This is a genomic window from Nocardioides sp. (assembly GCF_041913365.1).
Classification (GTDB): Bacteria; Actinomycetota; Actinomycetes; order Propionibacteriales; family Nocardioidaceae; genus Nocardioides.
Genome location: NZ_JAYSFM010000005.1, coordinates 19,504 through 39,259, shown reverse-complemented (window position 1 = coordinate 39,259; position 19,756 = coordinate 19,504). Strand labels below are relative to the sequence as shown.

The following is a 19,756-nucleotide window of genomic DNA, read 5'->3' as shown; positions in this document are numbered from 1 at the left end:
CTCAATCCAATCAGAGGTGCACGGCACGCCGCAGGCGGGTGAGCACCCCGCGCTCGCGCGCCCGCTGCTGCGCGGCGAGCTCCGAGACCCGGAGCCGCAGCGCGTCACGCTCCGCGGCCAGCCGGTCGGCACGTCCGCGGGCCCGCGCGAGCCGGTCCTGCGCCCGCTCGAGGTCGGCCAGCACGGCGTCGAAGGCTGCCGTCAGGCCGGAGCCGGTGCCCCCGGCGAGCATCGGGGAGGACGTCTCGCGTCCCGGGTGCACGATCCACACCACCTCGTGGGGCATCAGCCGGAACCACCGCACGGCCGCCTCCCCCACCAGCGCCGGCGGTGTGACGCGCAGCGAGGCCAGGCCGGCCTCGGAGAGCCGCGCGTCGAAGTCGTCGCCGTACCACCGCACGTGGTCCTTCTGGCCGAACCGCCGGGTGCGCTCCTCCGGGGTCGCCGACGGGTCCTCCTCGGTGTCCACCCCCACCTTGATCGGCACCTCGAGGAGCGCGATGCCGCGCGGGCTGAGCACGCGGGCGATCTCGCGCATCGCCGCGCAGTCGTCCGGGACGTGCTCGAGCACGTGGTAGCAGACGAGCAGGTCGACCGAGGCGTCGCGCAGGGGCAGCGCGGTGAGGCTGGCCAGCGCGTCGACCTCGCGCGCGTCGTAGCCCGCGTCGAAGCTGATCCGCCGGCGGGCGTCGAGCCGGTCGAGGAGGGCCTTCGACTGCCGTGAGGGCGCGATCTCCACCACGGTGTCGAGGTCGCGCAGGTCCGGCCCGAGCACGCCCAGGAGCAGGGACAGGAAGCGGTGCCGCTCCAGGCTCCGGCAGCGTGGGCAGACCGCGTCGGGGCGACCGTCGGGACCGGGGCGAAACTGCCGGGACACCATCGCCCCGCAGGCCGCGCAGTAGCCCTTCGGGGCGTCGTGGCGTGCGCCGGTCACGTCTGGCACGCTAGGTGCGCCGCTCGGCGGGCGCGAGGCGCCGCGCCGGGACGTCACCAGTTGACGGGACTCAGACCCGGGACTCGGAGTCCTCCAGCGTGGGGAGCGCGTCGACGCCCTTGCGCATGGCGTTGCCGAGCTGGGGGGCGACGGGCATCTTCTCGCCGCGGTGGGGGTAGGCGACGTAGACACCGACGGCGGCGGCGACGAGCACGCCGAGGGTCATCATCAGGATGATCGCGAGCACGGGGTTCCTCCGAGGTGGTTGCGTCCGTGGACCTCCAACATGACACACCGGGGCGAGCACAGGCACACCGGCGCGGTTACCGGCGAGTCGCCCGTGGCCCCCGTCACGCCTCGCGCAGGAGGGGTACGACGGCCTGCCGCACCACGTCGGGCATCGGGACCACCGGCCGGTCGCCGGCGCCGCGGGAGTTGTCGACGTAGACGTGCACGAAGCGCCCCTCGGCAGCAGCTTCGTCGGACTCGCCCTGGAACAGGCCGATCCGGTAGACGATCGAGCTCGTCCCGACCTTGTCGACGACCAGGCCCATCTCGATGGGCTCGGGGAAGCCGATCTCGCGGAAGTAGCGGCACCCGGTCTCCGCGACGACGCCGATCTGCGGCAGCGCGCGCACATCGACGCCCGTGGCGTCGTAGAGGTAGGCGTTGACCGCGGTGTCGAAGAGCTCGTAGTAGGTCGCGTTGTTCAGGTGGCCGTAGGCGTCGTCGTCGCGCCAGCGCGTGGTCGCGGTGCGCCAGGTGACGTAGTCCTCACGCACCGGCCTCGCGGGTCGAGTGCGCGCCCGCGTGCCGACTGGTGCCGCGGGGGCACTCGACTCCTCACTCATGCGGGCTCGGCGTCGCGCAGCCGCTGGCTGATCACGGCCGAGACGCCGTCACCGCGCATGGTGACGCCGTAGAGCGCGTCACCGACCTCCATGGTGCGCTTCTGGTGGGTGATCACGAGCAGCTGGGAGTTCTCGCGCAGCTCCTCGTAGATCTCCAGCAGGCGGCCCAGGTTGGTGTCGTCGAGCGCCGCCTCGACCTCGTCGAGGATGTAGAACGGCGACGGCCGGGCCTTGAACAGTGCGACCAGGAACGCCACGGCCACGAGCGAGCGCTCGCCGCCGGAGAGCAGCGAGAGCCGCTTGACCTTCTTGCCGGGCGGGCGGGCCTCGACCTCGACGCCGGTCGTCAGCATGTCGGAGGGGTCGGTGAGCACCAGCCGGCCCTCGCCGCCGGGGAACAGCCGGGCGAACGTCTGGTCGAAGGCCTTCTCCACGTCGGCGTAGGCCTCGGTGAAGACCTGCTCGACGCGGGCGTCGACCTCGCGCACGATGTCGAGGAGGTCCTTGCGGGTGCGCTTGAGGTCCTCGAGCTGCTCGGTGAGGAACTTGTGGCGCTCCTCCATCGCGGAGAACTCCTCCAGCGCCAGCGGGTTGACCCGCCCGAGCATGGAGAGCGCCCGCTCGGCGGCGCGGAGCCGCTTGACCTGCTCCTCGCGCACGAACGCCGTCGGCTCGGGCGCCTCCTCTCCCTCGGGCACCTCGCCCGTGAACGGGATGAGGGTCGTCGGACCGTAGTCGTCGACCAGGCCGTCGGGGTCGAGCCCGAGCTCCTCGAGCGCGCGCTCCTCGAGCTGCTCGATGCGCATCTTCTGCTGGGTGCGGGCCATCTCGTCGCGGTGGACGGAGTTGACCAGCTCGTCGTGCTCGCGGCCGAGGTCGCGCAGCTGCGTGCGCACGGCCATCAGCCGCTGCTCGCTGCCCTGGCGCGACTCCTCGACCGCGGCGCGCTCGTCGGCGGCCTGCATGACGGAGCGCTCGAGCTGGTGGAGCACGATCCGGACGGCGACGGAGACGGCCTGCGCGGCCCGGCCCTCCCGGATCAGGCGCTCGCGGCGCTCGGCGTCGCGGGCGCGGGACTCGCGCTCGGCCTGCGCGGCGCGGAGGAGGGAGTCGGCACGGCCGTGCAGGGCGCGGGCGCGCTCCTCGGCGGTGCGCAGCGCGAGGCGGGCGTCCATCTCGCCCTGGCGCGCCTCGCGAGCGGACTCGGCGAGCTTCTCGCGGTCGGAGGTGTCGGGCTCCACGTCGGTGACGTCCTGGGCGGCGGCGAGGCGGGCCTCGAGCTCGACCAGCCCGGCGAGGTCGGCCTCGCGCGCCTCCCGGGCGGTCGCGATGGCGCGCTCGAGCCGCTCGGCCTCGCCCTTGGCGGCCCGGGCCTGGGAGCCGTGCTGGCCGAGCTCCTCGGCGACCGCGGCGAGCGTGGCGTCGGACTCGTGCAGCTTGGCCAGCGCCACGTCGACCCGCTTGAGGGCGTCGTGGCGCGCCGCCTCGAGCCGCGAGATCTCGAAGCCGAGGCGCTCGGTCGACGCCGTGGCCTCGGCCAGCTTCGTGGTGGCCTCGTCGACAGCGGCCTGGATCTCGATCAGGCTCGGCTGGCTGCTCGAGCCGCCCGCGGCGAAGTGCGCGCCGAGCAGGTCGCCCTCGCGGGTCACCGCGACGACGTCGGGCAGGTCGGACACGAGGCGCCGGGCCGCGTCGAGGTCGTCGACCACGGCGACCTTGTGGAGCAGCCGCACCAGCGCCGGGCGTACGTCGTCGGGCGCGGTCACCACGTCGACGGCGTACGTCGTGCCGTCGGGGAGGCCGGGCCAGTCACGGTCGTCGAGCGGCGCGCCACCGAGCAGCAGGCCGGCGCGGCCGAGGTCGTCGACCTTCAGGTGGCCGATCGCCTCCACGGCGGCGTGGGAGTCGGCGACGACCACGGCATCAGCGGCGGTGCCGAGGGCCGCGGCGACGGCGGCCTCGTAGCCGTGGTCGACGTCGAGCAGCGCGGCGACCGAGCCGAGCAGGCCGCCGACCGTGTCGGTGGCGGCGAGCAGCGCTCCGGCGCCGTCCTTGCGGTTGAGGCCGATCTCGAGGGCGTCGCGGCGGGCGATCAGGCCGGCGCGGTCGCGCTCGGCCTGCTGGGCGTCCTCGCGGGCTCGGGCGAGCTGCTCCTCGACCTCGTCGAGCGAGGCGACGGCCTCCTCGTGCTCGGAGTCGAGGCCCTCCTCACCGGCGTCGAGGCCGGCGACCCGGGTCTCCAACGCGGTGAAGTCGCGCTGGGCGCGCTCGGCGCGGGTCACGGCGTCCTCACGAGCGTCGGTGAGGCGCTGGATCTCGGCGTCGGCGGCCTCCGATCGGGACTTCAGGGCGTTGACCTGGCCGGTGAGCCGGGCCAGGCCCTCGCGGCGGTCGGCGGCGGCGCGCTGGAGGCCGGCGATCCGCTTGTCCTCCTCGGCCGCGGCCTCCTCCGCGGCGCGCTTGGCGACCACCGCGGCGTCGAGCGCGGTGCGCTGCTGCTCGACCTGCTCGGCGATCTCCGCCTCCTGCGCCCGCACGCGCTCGGCCTGTGCCTCGAGCTCGTCGGGGTCGCGTCCGGAGTCGACCGTGTCACCCTCGGCCGCACCCGCGGCGTTGCGGATGCGCTCGTCGGCCAGCGAGGCGGTGCCCCGCAACCGCTCCTTGAGCCCGGACAGGGCGAACCAGGTCTCCTGGGCGGCGGCCAGCCGGGGCAGGTCGTCGCGCAGCGCGGCCTCGAGGCGCGCCTCGGTCTCGCGGCCGGTGGCGATCTCGGCCTCGACCTGCTCGCGGCGCTCCTTGAGCAGCGTCTCGTCGGCCATCTCCTGGTCGAGGGACGTGCGTGCGGTCACGAGGTCGTCGGCGAGCAGCCGGGCGCGGGCGTCGCGGACGTCCATCTGCACGGTCTGCGCCTGGCGCGCCACCTCGGCCTGCCGGCCGAGCGGCTTGAGCTGGCGCCGGATCTCGGAGAGCAGGTCGGCCAGCCGGGTCAGGTTGCCGTCGGTGGCGTCGAGCTTGCGGAGCGCCTTCTCCTTGCGCTTGCGGTGCTTGAGGACGCCGGCGGCTTCCTCGATGAAGCCGCGACGGTCCTCGGGGGTCGCGTGGAGGATCGAGTCGAGCTGGCCCTGCCCGACGATCACGTGCATCTCGCGGCCGATGCCGGAGTCGCTGAGCAGCTCCTGCACGTCGAGCAGGCGGCACCCGTTGCCGTTGATGGCGTACTCCGAGCCGCCGTTGCGGAACATCGTGCGGCTGATCGTGACCTCGGCGTAGTCGATCGGCAGCGCGCCGTCGGAGTTGTCGATGGTCAGCTGCACCTCGGCGCGGCCCAGCGGCGGGCGGCCGGAGGTGCCGGCGAAGATGACGTCCTCCATCTTGCCGCCGCGCAGGCTCTTGGCGCCCTGCTCGCCCATCACCCACGCGAGCGCGTCGACGACGTTGGACTTGCCGGAGCCGTTCGGGCCGACGATGCAGGTGATGCCGGGCTCGAGCTGCATGGTCGTCGAGGACGCGAAGGACTTGAACCCCTTGAGGGTCAGGCTCTTCAGGTACAACGCGGGCTCCTCGCCGTCAGGAATGGAGACTGATAACTGGGGAAGCTCAGCGCCGCTCACCCTACGACACGGGGCGGCGCCGCACCCGTTGCACACCCGCGTGCCTCGCCGCCATGCTGGACGCCATGCGGAGGACGATGATCTCGCTGGCAGCGCTCGTGGCGGTCCTGGTCGGTCTGGTCGTCGCGCCCCCGGGCACGGCCGCGCCGGCTCCGGTCGGCCGTGCGCACCTGCTCACGCTCGCCGACTACGCGACGGTCTACCCCGACATGGACGACCCGCTCCGGGTGGTGATGCGGTCCCCCGTGTTCGCGCCGCGCGGCTGCGAGGACCAGGGAGCGGTGGTGCGTGGCAGCAGCCGGATCCTCGGCAGCGTCTCCCCCGCCAGCCGTCGGCGGTCGGTCGCGCTCATCGACCAGAACGTCGTCCGCTTCGAGTCGAAGAAAGCCGCCCGTTTGCTGGTCCAGCGCTACCGGTTCTTCACCAAGCAGTGCGTGGGCAACGTGCGCACCGACGACGGTGAGGGCGGCAAGGTCACCCTGAAGAACCGTGCCTGGATCCCGCCGCGCGTCGGCGACGAGGCCGCCGGGATGCTGATCGGCTGGCTCCAGGACGGCAGCATCACGTGGCGCCGGGTCCTCGCCACGCGCGTCGGTCGCACCGTCTCCGTGCTCGACGTGAGCTTCACCGAGGTCCGTCCGCCCGAGGCCGACCTCGTCGCGCTCGGCACGCTGGCCGTCGAGCGCCTGGGCTGACCCGCCGGCGAGGGGCCGGCGCCCGTCCTCAGGCCCGGCGCCGCCGGCGGTGCAGCGCCAGGGCGACGACGACGCTGCCACCGAGGAGCACGCCGGGCACGACCGCGAGGCTGGGCCGGGACGGCTCGACCGAGGGCAGGGTGCCGATGCCGTCGCCGGGCACGTCGACGACGTACACGTCGAGGCCGCGGACGAGGTCGACGGAGTAGACCAGGTTGGTGCGCCGCGAGGTGACCACGCCCCTGCGGTCGTAGACCGGGGCCCACATCGCGTCCCAGACCTCGGACGCACCCCACGTCGCGAAGCCGTGGCTGACCGGGTGGGCCGGGTCCGTGACGTCGATCAGCTGGGTGCCGCCCCCGTAGAACCCGACGGCCACGATGCCGCTGGGGTGGACGTCGAACCAGTGGGAGGAGCAGAACGCGCCCGCCGGGACCGGGTACGTGCCGAGGTCGGCCAGCTCGACCTTGGCGAGCGGCACGATCGAGCCGTCCGACCCGTCGAGGCGCTTCACGTGCCAGGTCTGGAACGAGCCGGCGGTGGCGCAGTCGGGGTCCTCGTAGTCCTCCTCGGTGACGAGCAGGACGTTGCCGTTGGCCAGGGACGGCGCCGCGTCGGGGCGGAACGCCCGGGCGTTGGGGCGGTAGCTGTTGTGGTGGATGAAGTCGTTGTAGTGGTTGACCGCGCCGTCGCGGGCCGAGTCGCCGGCCGCGCCCGTGTTGGCGACCTCGCGCGGGTGGAGCGGGTCGCGGACGTCGTAGATGTAGGAGCCACCCGCCCCGGTGTGCGTGGCGTAGCCGGCGGCGTCGACGTTCCACTTGTGACCACCCCAGCCGACGGCGTCCGAGCGGAACGGCTGGGTGCCGGGCGTGGCGGGGTCGCTGTCGACCTCGACCGGGGCGTCGAGGTCGGTGAGGTCGAAGACGGAGAAGCTGCCCTGGCCCGGCACCTCGGAGTCGTCTCCGGCGGAGTAGGCGTAGCGGCAGTCGGTGCCGTCGATGCAGGTCACCGTGTGGGTGCTGGTCGTGGCCCGGACGCGTGACCTGACGTGGGGCGAGGTCGGGTCGCTGACGTCGACGATGACCAGCTCGTAGTCACCGGTGGCCGGGTCGTTGACGTGCTCGAGGTCGTCCGGCGAGGCCTGGAAGAGGTCGACGCCGATCATCGCGAAGCGGTCGGTGCGCTCCCGCGAGACCTTGCGCTCGCCGCAGTTCATCGCCTCGTTCTCGAACTGCGCGCTCGGCATCGACCCGACCTCGCGGGGAGCGACCGGGTCGCTGACGTCGTAGACGGTCACGTCGTCGAGGCCGGACATCACGAAGTACGGCGCCGACTGCAGGAAGCAGCCGGAGATGCCGGCGCTGCCGGGGCGCACGGCCGCCAGCCGGACGTTGGGCGAGCTGACGAAGGGCACGGCCAGCCCGGCGTCGTAGGTGCGGGCCATCTCCTCGGCCCGGTCCCGGTCGCCGTGGGCGTGCGCCGCCCCCGCAGTCAGGACGGGTGCGAGGGCGATCAGGCCGGCGGCGGCCAGGCGTGCGGGAGTGAGGCGCATGCCGGTGCAACGACGGGACGGCACCCGCGGTTATGTCCGGGCGTCGTGGGTCAGCGGCCGAGCACGTCCCGCAGCGCTGCCAGCACCAGCAGCACGGCGTCGGGGCGGGCGTTGCGGCCCATCAGGCCGATCCGCCACACGCTGGCGGCGTACGGTCCGGCGCCCGCGCCGATCTCGATGCCGTGCTTCTCCAGCAGCTCCGCGCGGACAGCGGCCGAGTCGACCCCCTCGGGCACTCGGACGGTCGTCAGCTCGGGCAGCCGGTGCCCCTCGGCGGCGAACAGCTCGAGGCCGAGGTCCTCGAGCCCCGCCTGCAACGCGTTGCCGGCCGCCTGGTGGCGTGCCCAGACCGCCTCCAGCCCCTCCTCCAGGATGCGGGTCAGTCCAGCGTGGAGGCTGGCGACCATCGCAGTCGGGGCGGTGTGGTGGTAGGTCCGCTGCCCCTTGCCACCCTCCTTCAGTCCCGCCTCACCGACGTAGCCGCCGAGCATGCCGAGGTCGAGGTACCACGACCGCGGCTTCTCGACCCGGCGCTCGAACGCCCGGTCGTTGATCGTGAAGGGCGCGAGGCCCGGAGCCACGCCGAGGCACTTCTGCGTGCCGGCGTAGCCGAGGTCGACGCCCCAGTCGTCGGCGCGCAGCTCGATGCCGGCGATGGAGGTGACGGCGTCGACCAGCAGCAGCGCGTCGCCCTTGCCCGCGCCGAGCGCCGCGATGTCGGACCGGACGCCGGTCGAGGTCTCTGCGTGGACCGCGGCGATGATCGCCGGGCTCGGGTGGGCGGAGAGGACGCGGTCCACGTCGACCGGCTGGCCCCACTCGTGCTCGACCGCGACCACCTCGGCTCCGCAGCGGGCGGCGACGTCGGTCATCCGCTGGCCGAAGAGGCCGTTGACCGCGACGACGACGACGTCACCGGGGTGCACCGTGTTGACGAAGGCGGCCTCCATGCCGGCGGACCCGGTCGCGCTGAGCGGCAGCGTCCGGGCGTTGGTGGTGCCCCAGGCGGTGCGGAGCATCTCGCAGGTCTCGTCCATGATCCGGAGGAACTCCGGGTCGAGGTGGCCCAGCAGCGGCTCGGCCAGGGCGCGGGTGGCCTCCGGGTAGGGGTTGGACGGACCGGGACCGAAGAGGTGGCGCTCGCGGATCATGGTCCGACCGTAACGAACGCGAGCGGTCAGAGCACGGCGCCCGGGTTGAGGATGCCGTCGGGGTCGAGCGCGTCCTTGATCCGCCGGCTCAGCGCCATCACGTCGTCGCCGAGCTGGTCGGGCAGGGCCGCCTTCTTGGTGCGCCCGACCCCGTGCTCGCCCGTGATCGTGCCGCCCAGCCTGATCGCGGCCTGGAGGATGTCGTCGAAGGCGGCCCTGGCCCGCGCCTCCGAGCCGGGGTCGGCCGCGTCGTAGACGATGATCGGGTGGGTGTTGCCGTCGCCGGCGTGGGCGACGGTCGGGATCTCGACGTCGTGCTGCCGGGCGATGTCGGCGACGGCGGCGAGCAGGTCGGGCAGCAGCGGCACGGGCGCACCGACGTCCTCGAGCAGCAGGGCGCCGCGGGCCTCGACCGCCGGGAACGCCGCCCGCCGGGCCTCGACGAACATCTCCCCCTCGTCGGGGTCGTCGGTCACCACGACCTCGGTCGCGCCGGCAGCCGCGCAGGCCGCCTCGACGGTCGTGATCTCCGCGACGCGCGCCTCGCCCGGCGCGTCGGACTGCACGACGAGCAGCGCGCCGGCCGACCGGTCGAGGCCCCGGGGCGAGTAGTCCTCGACCGCGTTGATGGAGGCCTGGTCCATCAGCTCCATCATCGAGGGCCGCATCGTGCGGCGTACGGACACCACGGCCTGTGCAGCGGCGGCCACCGTCGGGAACGACGCCACCAGCGTCGCGGGCGGCAGCGGCAGCGGGACCAGGCGCAGGATCGCCCGCGTGACGACGCCGAGGGTGCCTTCAGATCCCACGAAGAGCTTGAGCAGCGAGAGCCCGGCGACGTCCTTGATCCGCTTGCCGCCGAGCGTGATCAGCGTGCCGTCGGCCAGCACCACGTCGAGGCCGAGGACGTAGTCGGTGGTGACGCCGTACTTCACGCAGCACAGCCCACCGGCGTTGGTCGCGACGTTGCCGCCGATCGAGCAGATCTCGTACGACGACGGGTCGGGCGGGTACCACAGCCCGTGCTCCCGGGCGGCGAGCTTCACCTCGGCGTTGAAGGCGCCCGGCTCGACGACCGCGACCTGGCAGTCGGTGTCGACCTCGATCGCGCGCATCCGCTCGAGGCTGAGCACGATGCCGCCGTCGACCGCACTCGACCCGCCGGACAGCCCCGATCCGGCGCCCCGTGGGACCACGGGCACGCCGTGGGCAGCCGCCCACCGGACCGCGGTCTGCACCTGGCCGGCGTCCTCCGCCCTGACGACCGCGGCAGGCGTGCCGGCACCGGTGTCCTTGGACCAGTCGAAGCGGTAGTTCGCCACGGTCGACGGATCGGTGGCGACGACACCAGGGGGCAGGGAGCCGACGAGCTCGGCGAGGGCATCCATCCGCCCATCGAACCAGACACGTCAGCCACGTGCTCCGGATCAAGCGGCGGCCGCGGCCTCGTCGGCGTGCGCGATGTGCCCGAGCTCGCGCCACACCAGCGCCAGCGTGATCCCCGCACCCGCGAACGCGAACCACCACGGCGCCGTGAGGCCCCACTGGCGGGCGATCAGCCCGCCGAGCAGCGCACCGAGCAGCATCCCGCCCATCACGCAGATCATGTAGACCGACGAGACCCGGCCCTGGAGCTCTGTGGGCACCGCCCGCTGGCGGACGGCGTTGCTCAGCGTGCCCCACACGAAGGCGTACACGCCGAAGAAGACCATCAGCCCCAGCGCGACCGGGAATGCCGTGGTGAACGCCATCGACACGTGGAACACGACCTCGCACAGCAGCGCCACGCGCATCAGCGTGGCCAGGGGCACGCGCTTCTCCAGACGGCCGTAGCTGACCGTCGCGATGATGCCGCCGAGGGCGCTGGCCGTGGTGAGCAGGCCGAAGCCGGCCTCGTCGACGCCCACGCGCTCCTGCGCCCACAGCACCAGGACCGACATCGGCGCCGCGAAGGTGACGTTGAAGGTGATGATGACCAGGGCGAGCGTGCGGACCGGGCGGTTGCCCATCAGCCAGCGCATGCCCTCGGCGATGTCCTGGCGGATGTGGGAGTCGACGTCCTCGCGCACGGCGCCCGGCGGCGTGCCGATGCGCGAGACGAGCAGGACGCCGAGGGCCACGCAGACGGCCTGGAGCGTGAACGGGACAGCCATCCCGACCGCGAAGAGCACCGCACCGATGGCCGGTCCGATCAGCTGGTTGGCAGTGATGAGCCCGGCCATGATCCGCGCGTTGGCGATGCCGAGGTCGGGCTTGTCGACCAGCATCGGGACGAGGGTCGAGGCCGTGGTGTCGGCGAAGACCTCCGCCGTGCCCATCGCGAAGAGCGCGGCGAGCACCAGCCAGATGTTGACGTGGCCGGTCCACACGACCGCGACCAGGCCGGCGAGGAGCAGGGCACGCACGGTGTTCATCGTCATGATGACGACGCGGCGGTCCAGTCTGTCGGCGATCGCGCCGGCGACGAGCCCGAAGAGCAGCCACGGGAGCTGCGAGGCCATCATGGCGAGGGCGACCAGGACCGGGTTGCGTGTCTGAGACGCGACCAGGAGGGGACCGGCCGCCATCATCAGGCCGTCCCCGAGGTTGCTGGCCCACGAGCTCGCGACGAGCCAGCGGAAACCGGTGCCGAGCCGCGTCGGGAAGACGGTCTCGACGAGGGTGCTCACAAGGTCGTGAGCCTACGGTGCGAGCCTCGGCGGCCGCACACGAATATGCGCGTGGCCTCAGGCCGGCTGGAGGTCCTCGACCGCGAGCTCGTCCCGGGCGGCCGCGGCCAGTCGGTCGTTCTCGGCCTGCAGGCGGAGGACCAGGGTCTCCAGGTCCCCGACCCGGCGCCGGAGCCGGCTGTTCTCGACGGCCAGGACCGAGGCGGTCCGTACGTCGTTGTTCACATGACCCATCAGCGCCTTGGCCATGGGGAGCCTTTCGAGAAAAGGGGGTTCGGGGCCGCGAAGCGGCCGTCTCCAAGAGTCGCACCCCACCGGGGTCCGGTCAATGGCCAGGCGGGGCGATCGGGGCTCATCGCGAGCGCGGCGGCCGCTGGCAGCGCGGGCAGAAGTACGACGACCGGTTCATGAAGGCGACCCGACGGATCGGCGCGCCGCAGCGCCGGCACGGCTCGCCCTCGCGGCCGTAGGCGTCGAGCGACCGGTCGAAGTATCCCGACTCGCCGTTGACGTTGACGTAGAGCGCGTCGAAGGAGGTGCCGCCCTGGGCGAGCGCCTCCCCCATCACCTCGCGCACGTGCCCGAGCAGCCCGCGGAGCACCGGCCCGGTGAGCCGGTCGCCGGGACGCTCGCCGTGCAGCCGGGACCGCCACAGCGCCTCGTCGGCGTAGATGTTGCCCACGCCGGAGATGAGCCCCTGGTCGAGCAGCAGCCGCTTCACCGCGGACGTACGCCGCCGGGCGCGACGCACGAACTCGGCGTCGTCGAACTCCGGGTCGATCGGGTCGCGGGCGATGTGCACGATCTCGGTGGGCAGCTCGGCGCCGCCGGTCGAGACGGCGAGGCCGCCGAACATCCGCTGGTCCACGAACCGCATCTCGAGCCGGCCGCCGTCGGGCGTGCGGAGCGTGAAGCGCACCCGCAGGTGGCGCTCGTCGGGCGCGCCGGGCTCGTGCAGCAGCATCTGGCCGCTCATGCCGAGGTGGCCGAGCAGCGCGTCGCCGTTGGCGAGGGCGAGCCAGAAGTACTTGCCGCGGCGGCGGACCGCGTCGATGCGCTGGCCGACGAGCGCGGCCACGAAGCCGGTGGAGCCGCGGTGGTCGCGGCGCACGGGCCGCGGGTGGAGCACCTCGACGGACTCGATGGTGCTGCCGAGGACGTGGCGCTCGAGGCCGGCGCGGACGACCTCGACCTCGGGGAGCTCGGGCACCGGCTCAGGCGTCGGCGTCGACAGGCGTGGCCGTCTCGACGGCCTCGGCCGGGCGGCCGTGGGAGGCCTGGATCTCGTGGTAGGCCGTCTCGGCGGCGCCCTGCTCGGCCTCCTTCTTGGAGCGGCCGGTGCCGTTGCCGAGGACCAGCTCGCCGACGCGGACCCGCGCGACGAAGGTCTTCATGTGGTCGGGCCCGTCGTCCTCGATGAGGTATTCCGGCACCCCGAGGCCGATCTCGGCGGAGAGCTCCTGGAGGGAGGTCTTCCAGTCCAGGCCGGCGCCCATGGACGCGGCGGCCTCCATCACCGGGTCGAAGAGCCGGTGGACGACCTTGGCGGCCTCGCTCATCCCGCCGCTGAGGTGGATGGCACCGATCACCGCCTCGACGGTGTCGGAGAGGATCGATGCCTTGTCGCGGCCGCCCGTGGTCTCCTCGCCGCGGCCGAGCATGATGTGCCGGCCGAGGTCGATGCGGCGCGCCACCTCGGCCAGGGCGCGCGCGTTGACGACCGCCGCCCGCAGCTTGGCCAGGCGCCCCTCGGAGAAGTCCGGGTGCGCGCGGTAGAGCGTCTCGGTGACCACGACCCCGAGCACCGAGTCCCCGAGGAACTCGAGGCGCTCGTTGGTCGGGATCTGCCCGTTCTCGTAGGCGAACGAGCGATGCGTCAGCGCACGCTGCAGCAGCTCGGGATCCAGGACCGGATCACCGAGCGCTGCGCGGAGCTCGTCGGTGGTCAGAGGACCTGGCGACGGTCGGCACGGGCGCCGTACTGGCCGCACTGGCCGCACGCGCGGTGCGGGAGGTGCTTGGCGCCGCAGGCGGGGTTGGCGCACGTCACGAGGGTCGGCGCGACGGCCTTCCACTGCGAACGGCGGTGACGCGTGTTGCTGCGCGACATCTTCCGCTTCGGAACAGCCATGGTTGTCTCCTGTTGCTTGCTTCAGCCGGGGGTGTCCCGGTGAATCGGTCAGTCCTGGGGATCCTGCTTGAGTTCTGCGAGTCCTGCCCAGCGCGGGTCGATCGGTGCCTCGTGCGAGTGGTCCGGGTCGTCCGCGAGCCGCGCACCACACTCGGTGCACAACCCGGGGCAATCGTCCATGCACAGCGGCTGGAACGGCAGTGCGAGCACCACCGCGTCCCGCAGCAGGGGCTCGAGGTCGAGCAGGTCGTCCTCGAGGAGGCTGGTCTCGTCGTCGAGGTCACGGTCGTCGTGCTCCGTGGCCTTGTCGTGCTGGTCGGGGTAGACGTAGAGCTCCTGCAGCGTCGCGTGGATCTCGTCCTCGATCGGCTCCAGGCACCGTACGCACTCCCCCTCGAGCGCGGCCGTGGCCGTGCCCGTGAGCAGCACTCCCTCCATGACCGCCTCCAGCCGCAGGTCGAGCTCGACCGGCGATCCTTCGGGGACAGAGAGGACTTCGATACCAAGTTCTGCTGGTGCCGGAACGGAGAGCTCGAGCTCACGCTGGGACCCCGGGCGGCGCCCGAGCTCGCGCGTGTCAAGCACGAGCGGCGCCCTCGGGTCCAGGCTGCTCACGTCGAACTCCCGTATCTGGACACCAACACAACCTCGGAATCGTATCCGCCGCCCGGGTGACGGGGCAAAACGAGTGGGTCCGGGGTGACAGGTGGGGCCAGGAACCGGGTCAGCCGCGGCGCTCGGCGAGGCGGCGTACGAGCGCCTCCCGCACCGACTCCGGGACCAGCCCGCTGACGTCGCCGCCGAGGGCGGCGACCTCCTTGATCAGGCTGGAGGAGACGAACGCGTTGCCGACGGCGCCCGGCAGGAAGACGGTCTCCACGTCGGTGAGGTGGGAGTTCATCTGGGCCATCGGGAGCTCGTACTCGTAGTCGCCCGCGCCGCGCAGGCCCTTGACGATGGCCACGGCGTCGATCTCGCGGCAGAAGTCCACGATCAGCCCGTCGAAGCCGGAGACCCGCACGTTGGGGATGCCGGCGGTGGCCTCCTCCAGCATCGCGATGCGCTCGTCGGGCGTGAACAGCCGGTTCTTCGACATGTTCACGCCGATGGCGACGACGACCTCGTCGAAGAGCTTCGCGGCGCGGCCGACGATGTCGAGGTGGCCGTTGGTCACGGGGTCGAAGGACCCGGGGCAGACAGCGCGACGCACGCGGGTCTCCCTTCGATGTGCACTCGGGTGGGCGCCTGAAGGTCAGGGTGCCGGGGTGGCGTGACCGTACCAAAGCGCGGTCTCGCCGTAGCGCTTCGTGCGGTCCTCCTCGATGCCCGCGGGCCAGGTGACCTCGCTGCGCTTCGCGGCCCGCTCCACCACGACCAGCGCGCCCGGGACGAGCCACCCGTGCGCCACGAGGGCCGCCAGGTCGGCGGAGACGTCGGCGTCGGACATCGGGTAGGGCGGGTCGGAGAAGACGACGTCGTAGGGGGCGGCTGGCGACGCCTGGAGGAACGTGGCGACGGACGTGGCGACGACCTTGGCCCGGCCGAACCCCAGGGTGGCGGCGTTGCGGGAGATCAGGGCGGCCGTGCGGCGGTCCTGCTCGACCATCGTGACGACGCCCGCGCCGCGCGACCAGGCCTCGAGGCCGACCGCGCCGGAGCCGGCGTAGAGGTCGAGGAAGCGCAGCCCGTCGAGGGAGCCGGTGCGGGACTCCACGGCGGAGAACAGCGCCTCGCGGACCCGGTCGCTCGTGGGCCGCGTGGTCTGGCCGCGGGGCGTCTCCAGACGGCGACCCCCCGCCGCTCCCCCGATGATCCGAGTCATGTCGTCGCGCTCAGCCCTTCTCCATGAATCCCGAGGCTGCAGACCGTTCGACCTCGACGACCGCCGCGGCAAGGTCGGGCGCCTGCGCGAGCCCGGGGTCCTCGGAGAGTAGCGCCTCCGCGGCCTCGCGGGCACGGACGATGGTCTTCTCGTCGCGCAATACCCGAAGTGAGACAAGGCCCGACCGGAAACCGGACTGGCTGGCGCCGAGGACGTCGCCCTCGCGCCGCTGCTCGAGGTCGACGCGGCTCAGCTCGAAGCCGTCGGTGGTGGCCGCGACGGCGTCGAGGCGCTCGCGGGCCGGCGACCCGGCCTCGGCGTGGGAGACCAGGAGGCACAGCCCGGGGAGTCCACCGCGGCCGACGCGACCACGCAGCTGGTGGAGCTGGGAGACGCCGAAGCGGTCGGCGTCGAGGAGCACCATCGTGGTCGCGTTGTGCACGTCGACACCGACCTCGATGACCGTCGTGGAGACGAGCACGTCGACGTCGCCGGCGGCGAAGGCACGCATCGTGCGGTCCTTCTCCTCCGGCGGGAGCTTGCCGTGCAGGATCGCGGTGCGCAGCCCGGCCAGCGGACCGGCGGTGAGATCGGCGTGCACCTCCTCGACCGCGGCCAGGGCACGCTTCGGCGCGATCTCGGCGCCGCTCTCGTCGAGGTCGACCTGGTCGGACTCCCCCTCCTCACCGGAGTCACCCGAGATGCGGGGGCACACGACGTAGACCTGGTGGCCCTTCTCGACCTCCTCCCGCACGCGTTGCCAGACCCGCTCGATCCACGCGGGCTGCTCCGCCAGCGGGACGACGTTGGTCTGGATCGGGGCGCGACCGGCGGGGAGCTCGGAGAGCACCGAGGTCTCGAGGTCGCCGAACACCGTCATCGCGACCGTGCGCGGGATCGGTGTCGCGGTCATGACGAGGACGTGGGGCGGGGTGCCGGCCTTGTCGGTGAGCGCTGCGCGCTGCTCGACGCCGAAGCGGTGCTGCTCGTCGACCACGACCAGGCCGAGGTCGGCGAACTCGACCTTGTCCTCCAGGAGGGCGTGGGTGCCGATGACGATGCCGGCCTCACCGGTGACGATCCGGAGCATCGCCTCCTGGCGCGCGGCCTTGCCCATCGAGCCGGTGAGCAGCACGACCGTGGTCGCCTCGGCGGCGCCGCCGAGCATCCCGCCCTGCGCCAGGTCGCCGAGCATCGCCGTGATCGAGCGGTGGTGCTGCTGGGCGAGCACCTCGGTGGGCGCGAGCAGCGCCGCCTGGCCACCGGCGTCGACGACCTGGAGCATCGCGCGCAGCGCGACGAGGGTCTTGCCGGAGCCGACCTCGCCCTGGAGGAGGCGGTTCATCGGGTGGTCGCGCCCGAGCTCCTCGGCGACGAGGTCGCCGATCTCGCGCTGCCCCTGCGTCAGCTCGAAGGGCAGCCGCGCGTCGAAGGCGGCGAGCACGCCGTCGGTCCGCAGCGCCCGGGACCGGGCCCCCTGCTGGCGGTGGGCCGCGCGGCGACGGGCGAGCACGAGCTGGAGGACCAGCGCCTCCTCGAAGCGGAACCGCTTCTGGGCCGCGCCGAGCTCGCTCCACTCGTCGGGTGCGTGGATCCAGCGCAGCGCCTGCATGATGCTCAGCACCTCGAACCGCTCGCGCAGCTCGGGGGTGAACACGTCGGGGACGCCGGTGACCAGGTCGAGCGCGGTGGAGACGACCTTCTGGAGGTCCCAGGTGTAGAGCTTGGCGGTGAGCGGGTAGACCGGCATCAGCTTGCTCAGGGTGGCGCCTTCCGGGCCGTCCATCGCGAAGCCGTGGGGCTGGTCGAGCTGCCACGAGCCGCGGAACTGCTTGGCCTTGCCGGTGAAGACCGCGCGGCTGCCCGGCCGGAACTCGGCCTCGTGGCGGTCGGCCTGGCCCTGGTAGGGGCTGAACAGCGTCACGGAGAAGTCCGGGCCGTCGGTGCGCAACCGCACCGTCGTACGGAACTGGCGGCGGTTGCCGGAGAAGAAGGGCGCGCTGTCGCAGGACCGGACCTCGCCGACGATCGTCAGCTGCTCGCCGACGACCGGCGTGGCCACCTCGGACAGCTCGGTGGCCGCGACGTAGCGGCGCGGGAAGTGGCGCAGCAGGTCGCCGACGGTCTTGAGCCCGAGGCCCTCCTCGGCGAGCTTGCGCTTCTTGTGGTGGTTGCCGAAGACCGCCCCGATCGGGCTGTCCGGAGTGATCGCGACCATGCAGAAATCCTGCCGGTCACTCGACGCTGACGAGCAGCGGGTAGCGCGGCTGGCCGCCCTCGTGCACCGCGACGTCGACGGTGGGGTGGCGCTCCTCGACGTGGGCGGCGACCCGGTCGGCGAGCTCGACGCCGTCCTCGCCGGACACGATCGTGACCAGCTCCCCACCTCCGGCGAGGAGGCGCTCCAGCACGTCGCGGGCGACCTCCTCGAGGTCGGACCCGACGACCGCGAAGTCGCCCGCGATGACGCCGAGCGCGTCACCGGCCTCGCACGGGCCGGCCATCGTGATGGCCTGGCGGGCCGCGATGGTGACGGCTCCATGGCGTACGTGGCGCGCGGTCGCGGTCATCTCGCGCACGTCGGCGTCGAAGGTGCGGCCCGGCTCGTGGACCGAGATCGCGGCCAGGCCCTGCACCTGGGCGTGGGTCGGGATGACCTCGACCGACACGTCGTGCTCGGCCTCCGCGGTCCGCGCGGCGATCTCGGCCGCGCGCACGGTGTCGCCGTCGTTGGGGAGCACCACGACCTCGGCGGCACCGCAGGCGGTGATCGCCTCGAGCAGCTGCCCGGTCGAGGGCCGCTGGCCGGGGCCGCCGGCGACGACGACCGCGCCCGCGGACTCGAAGAGCTCGGCGAGGCCCTGCCCGGCGGCGACCGCGACGACCTTGCGACCCGCGCGGGTCGAGACCCGCTGGCGGGCGGCGGCGACCTGCTCGGCGAAGTGCGTGACCCGGATGCGGTGCGGGCGGCCGGCGGTGATGCCGGCCTCGATGGCGGCACCGACGTCGTCGACGTGGACGTGGACGTTCCACAGGCCGTCGCCGCCGACGACCACCAGGCTGTCGCCGAGCCCGGCGAGGGTGTGCCTGAGGGTGTCGACGGCCGCGTCGTCGGCGTCGAGGAGGTACATCACCTCGTAGGAGGGGCCGTCCTCGGTGAGGTCCTCACCGGGAGAGGTCGCAGGCGTGACCACCGGGATGTGGTGGGTGCCGATGGGCGGCGTGTAGGGCATCGGCCGGCGACCGGTCGAGGCGGTCTCGACGGCGTCGAGCACCACGCACAGCCCACGCCCGCCGGCGTCGACGACGCCGGCCTGGGCGAGGACCGGCAGCTGCTCGGGGGTCTTCGCCAGCGCGGCCCGCGCAGCCGCGGCGGCGGCGGTGAACACGTCACGCGTGCGGGCGCCGGGCCGCCCGGCGGCGGCGACGGCGGCGTCGGAGGCCGCCCGCGAGACGGTGAGGATGGTGCCCTCGACCGGCGTGCCGACCGCGGCGTAGCTCGCGTCGGTGGCCTCGGCCATCGCAGCCGCGATGGTCTGCGCGGGCCGGTCCTGCATCCCGGCACTGGCGAGGTGGTGGACGTAGGCGCGGAACATCTGGCTCAGGATCACCCCGGAGTTGCCGCGCGCCCCCAGCAGCGCCGCGCGGGCCAGGACCGCCATCGCCTCCCCCAGCCCGAGGTCGGGGTCGCCCGCGCGAGCCGCGCGCAGCCCGTCGCGGGCGGCCGAGACGGTCAGGAACATGTTGGTGCCGGTGTCGCCGTCGGGGACCGGGTAGACGTTGAGGGCGTCGATCTCCTCACGCGCCGAGGACAGGGCGTCGGTCGCGATGTCGACGAACCGGGCGACCCCCTCCAGGGTGATGCCGTGGGTGACGGGCTCCATCGAGTCGGTGTGCTCCCGGGTGTGGTCTGGGCAGGATCTGGGGCAGTATGGGATCTGCACTGCGGTGGCGCTCGCGCCACTGTGGTGCGCGCCACAGGGTAGTGCCCGGATCCGACGCTGCTGCGATTTCATCTCGCCGCGGGTCCTCGGCTACTCTTGCGCGGTTGCCTGTTGCCGCCTCCAGCGGCGACGGACCTTGAACATCTATCAACCTCGAACGGATCGGAGTGCACGGTGGCTGCCGTCTGCGACATCTGCGCCAAGAAGCCGGGCTTCGGAAACAACCGTCCCTGGTCGCGCAAGATCACCAAGCGTCGTTTCAACCCCAACATCCAGCGCGTCCGGGCGACCGTCAACGGCACGCCCAAGCGCCTGAACGTCTGCACCGGCTGCCTCAAGGCCGGCAAGGTCTCGCGCTGACCTGACAGATTCTTCGTCGAAGCCCCCGTCGCTCTG

The 19,756-nt window shown here is 72.9% G+C and carries 19 protein-coding genes; 2 read left to right on the top strand and 17 right to left on the bottom strand.

Features of this window, described 5'->3' with window-relative positions:
• Positions 1-10 precede the first annotated feature (10 nt).
• The 4 genes from ACE3QY_RS13040 to smc form a co-directional block, all read right to left on the bottom strand.
• A complete protein-coding gene (locus ACE3QY_RS13040) occupies positions 11-934 on the bottom strand; it encodes a class I SAM-dependent methyltransferase (RefSeq protein ID WP_374456457.1) in 924 nt (307 codons plus the stop codon).
• 70 nt (positions 935-1,004) lie between these two features.
• Complete coding sequence (locus tag ACE3QY_RS13035; RefSeq protein WP_374456456.1) at positions 1,005-1,181, bottom strand: hypothetical protein; 177 nt, start codon at positions 1,179-1,181, stop codon at positions 1,005-1,007.
• 103 nt (positions 1,182-1,284) lie between these two features.
• A complete protein-coding gene (locus ACE3QY_RS13030) occupies positions 1,285-1,716 on the bottom strand; it encodes an acyl-CoA thioesterase (protein ID WP_374456455.1) in 432 nt (143 codons plus the stop codon).
• A gap of 65 nt (positions 1,717-1,781) precedes the next feature.
• Complete coding sequence (gene smc / locus ACE3QY_RS13025) at positions 1,782-5,336, bottom strand: chromosome segregation protein SMC (protein ID WP_374456454.1); 3,555 nt, start codon at positions 5,334-5,336, stop codon at positions 1,782-1,784.
• A 125-nt stretch (positions 5,337-5,461) separates the two neighbouring features.
• Here smc and ACE3QY_RS13020 point away from each other — a divergent pair, with 125 nt between their 5' ends.
• Positions 5,462-6,091 (top strand): hypothetical protein, encoded by a 630-nt coding sequence (locus tag ACE3QY_RS13020; protein WP_374456453.1) that lies wholly within the window; start codon positions 5,462-5,464, stop codon positions 6,089-6,091.
• Positions 6,092-6,119: 28 nt separating this feature from the next.
• Here ACE3QY_RS13020 and ACE3QY_RS13015 read toward each other — a convergent pair whose 3' ends face one another.
• From ACE3QY_RS13015 to ACE3QY_RS12955, 13 genes are all read right to left on the bottom strand, one after another.
• Positions 6,120-7,643, bottom strand: coding sequence for a hypothetical protein (locus tag ACE3QY_RS13015; RefSeq protein ID WP_374456452.1), 1,524 nt, complete (start codon positions 7,641-7,643; stop codon positions 6,120-6,122).
• A gap of 50 nt (positions 7,644-7,693) precedes the next feature.
• Complete coding sequence (locus ACE3QY_RS13010) at positions 7,694-8,794, bottom strand: alanine--glyoxylate aminotransferase family protein (RefSeq protein ID WP_374456451.1); 1,101 nt, start codon at positions 8,792-8,794, stop codon at positions 7,694-7,696.
• 26 nt (positions 8,795-8,820) lie between these two features.
• The gene (locus ACE3QY_RS13005) at positions 8,821-10,182 is read right to left on the bottom strand and encodes an FAD-binding oxidoreductase (protein ID WP_374456450.1); all 1,362 of its coding nucleotides are present in this window, start codon (positions 10,180-10,182) and stop codon (positions 8,821-8,823) included.
• Between the two features lie 39 nt (positions 10,183-10,221).
• Positions 10,222-11,463: an MFS transporter gene (locus ACE3QY_RS13000; RefSeq protein WP_374456449.1), complete on the bottom strand. Its 1,242-nt coding sequence runs from the start codon at positions 11,461-11,463 to the stop codon at positions 10,222-10,224.
• Between the two features lie 57 nt (positions 11,464-11,520).
• Complete coding sequence (locus ACE3QY_RS12995) at positions 11,521-11,712, bottom strand: hypothetical protein (protein ID WP_374456448.1); 192 nt, start codon at positions 11,710-11,712, stop codon at positions 11,521-11,523.
• Between the two features lie 103 nt (positions 11,713-11,815).
• Positions 11,816-12,673: a bifunctional DNA-formamidopyrimidine glycosylase/DNA-(apurinic or apyrimidinic site) lyase gene (gene mutM / locus ACE3QY_RS12990; protein WP_374456447.1), complete on the bottom strand. Its 858-nt coding sequence runs from the start codon at positions 12,671-12,673 to the stop codon at positions 11,816-11,818.
• A 4-nt stretch (positions 12,674-12,677) separates the two neighbouring features.
• Positions 12,678-13,454, bottom strand: coding sequence for a ribonuclease III (rnc, locus tag ACE3QY_RS12985; RefSeq protein WP_374456446.1), 777 nt, complete (start codon positions 13,452-13,454; stop codon positions 12,678-12,680).
• Positions 13,409-13,594, bottom strand: coding sequence for a 50S ribosomal protein L32 (gene rpmF, locus ACE3QY_RS12980; RefSeq protein WP_056906555.1), 186 nt, complete (start codon positions 13,592-13,594; stop codon positions 13,409-13,411). The genes rnc and rpmF overlap by 46 nt, the downstream gene beginning before the upstream one ends.
• Before the next feature lie 48 nt (positions 13,595-13,642).
• Entirely contained in the window at positions 13,643-14,209 is a 567-nt protein-coding gene (locus ACE3QY_RS12975; protein WP_374456445.1) for a DUF177 domain-containing protein, read from the bottom strand.
• Between the two features lie 109 nt (positions 14,210-14,318).
• Positions 14,319-14,804 (bottom strand): pantetheine-phosphate adenylyltransferase, encoded by a 486-nt coding sequence (gene coaD, locus ACE3QY_RS12970; protein ID WP_374456444.1) that lies wholly within the window; start codon positions 14,802-14,804, stop codon positions 14,319-14,321.
• A 42-nt stretch (positions 14,805-14,846) separates the two neighbouring features.
• Positions 14,847-15,416 (bottom strand): 16S rRNA (guanine(966)-N(2))-methyltransferase RsmD, encoded by a 570-nt coding sequence (gene rsmD / locus ACE3QY_RS12965; protein ID WP_374456443.1) that lies wholly within the window; start codon positions 15,414-15,416, stop codon positions 14,847-14,849.
• Positions 15,417-15,426: 10 nt separating this feature from the next.
• Positions 15,427-17,634, bottom strand: a complete 2,208-nt coding sequence (locus ACE3QY_RS12960) for an ATP-dependent DNA helicase RecG (protein WP_374456442.1) — start codon at positions 17,632-17,634, stop codon at positions 15,427-15,429.
• A 16-nt stretch (positions 17,635-17,650) separates the two neighbouring features.
• A complete protein-coding gene (locus ACE3QY_RS12955; RefSeq protein ID WP_374456441.1) occupies positions 17,651-19,300 on the bottom strand; it encodes a DAK2 domain-containing protein in 1,650 nt (549 codons plus the stop codon).
• A gap of 234 nt (positions 19,301-19,534) precedes the next feature.
• On the opposite strand from ACE3QY_RS12955, the gene rpmB reads away from it, so the two are divergent.
• Positions 19,535-19,720 (top strand): 50S ribosomal protein L28, encoded by a 186-nt coding sequence (gene rpmB / locus ACE3QY_RS12950; protein WP_056602600.1) that lies wholly within the window; start codon positions 19,535-19,537, stop codon positions 19,718-19,720.
• The last annotated feature ends 36 nt before the right edge of the window (positions 19,721-19,756 follow it).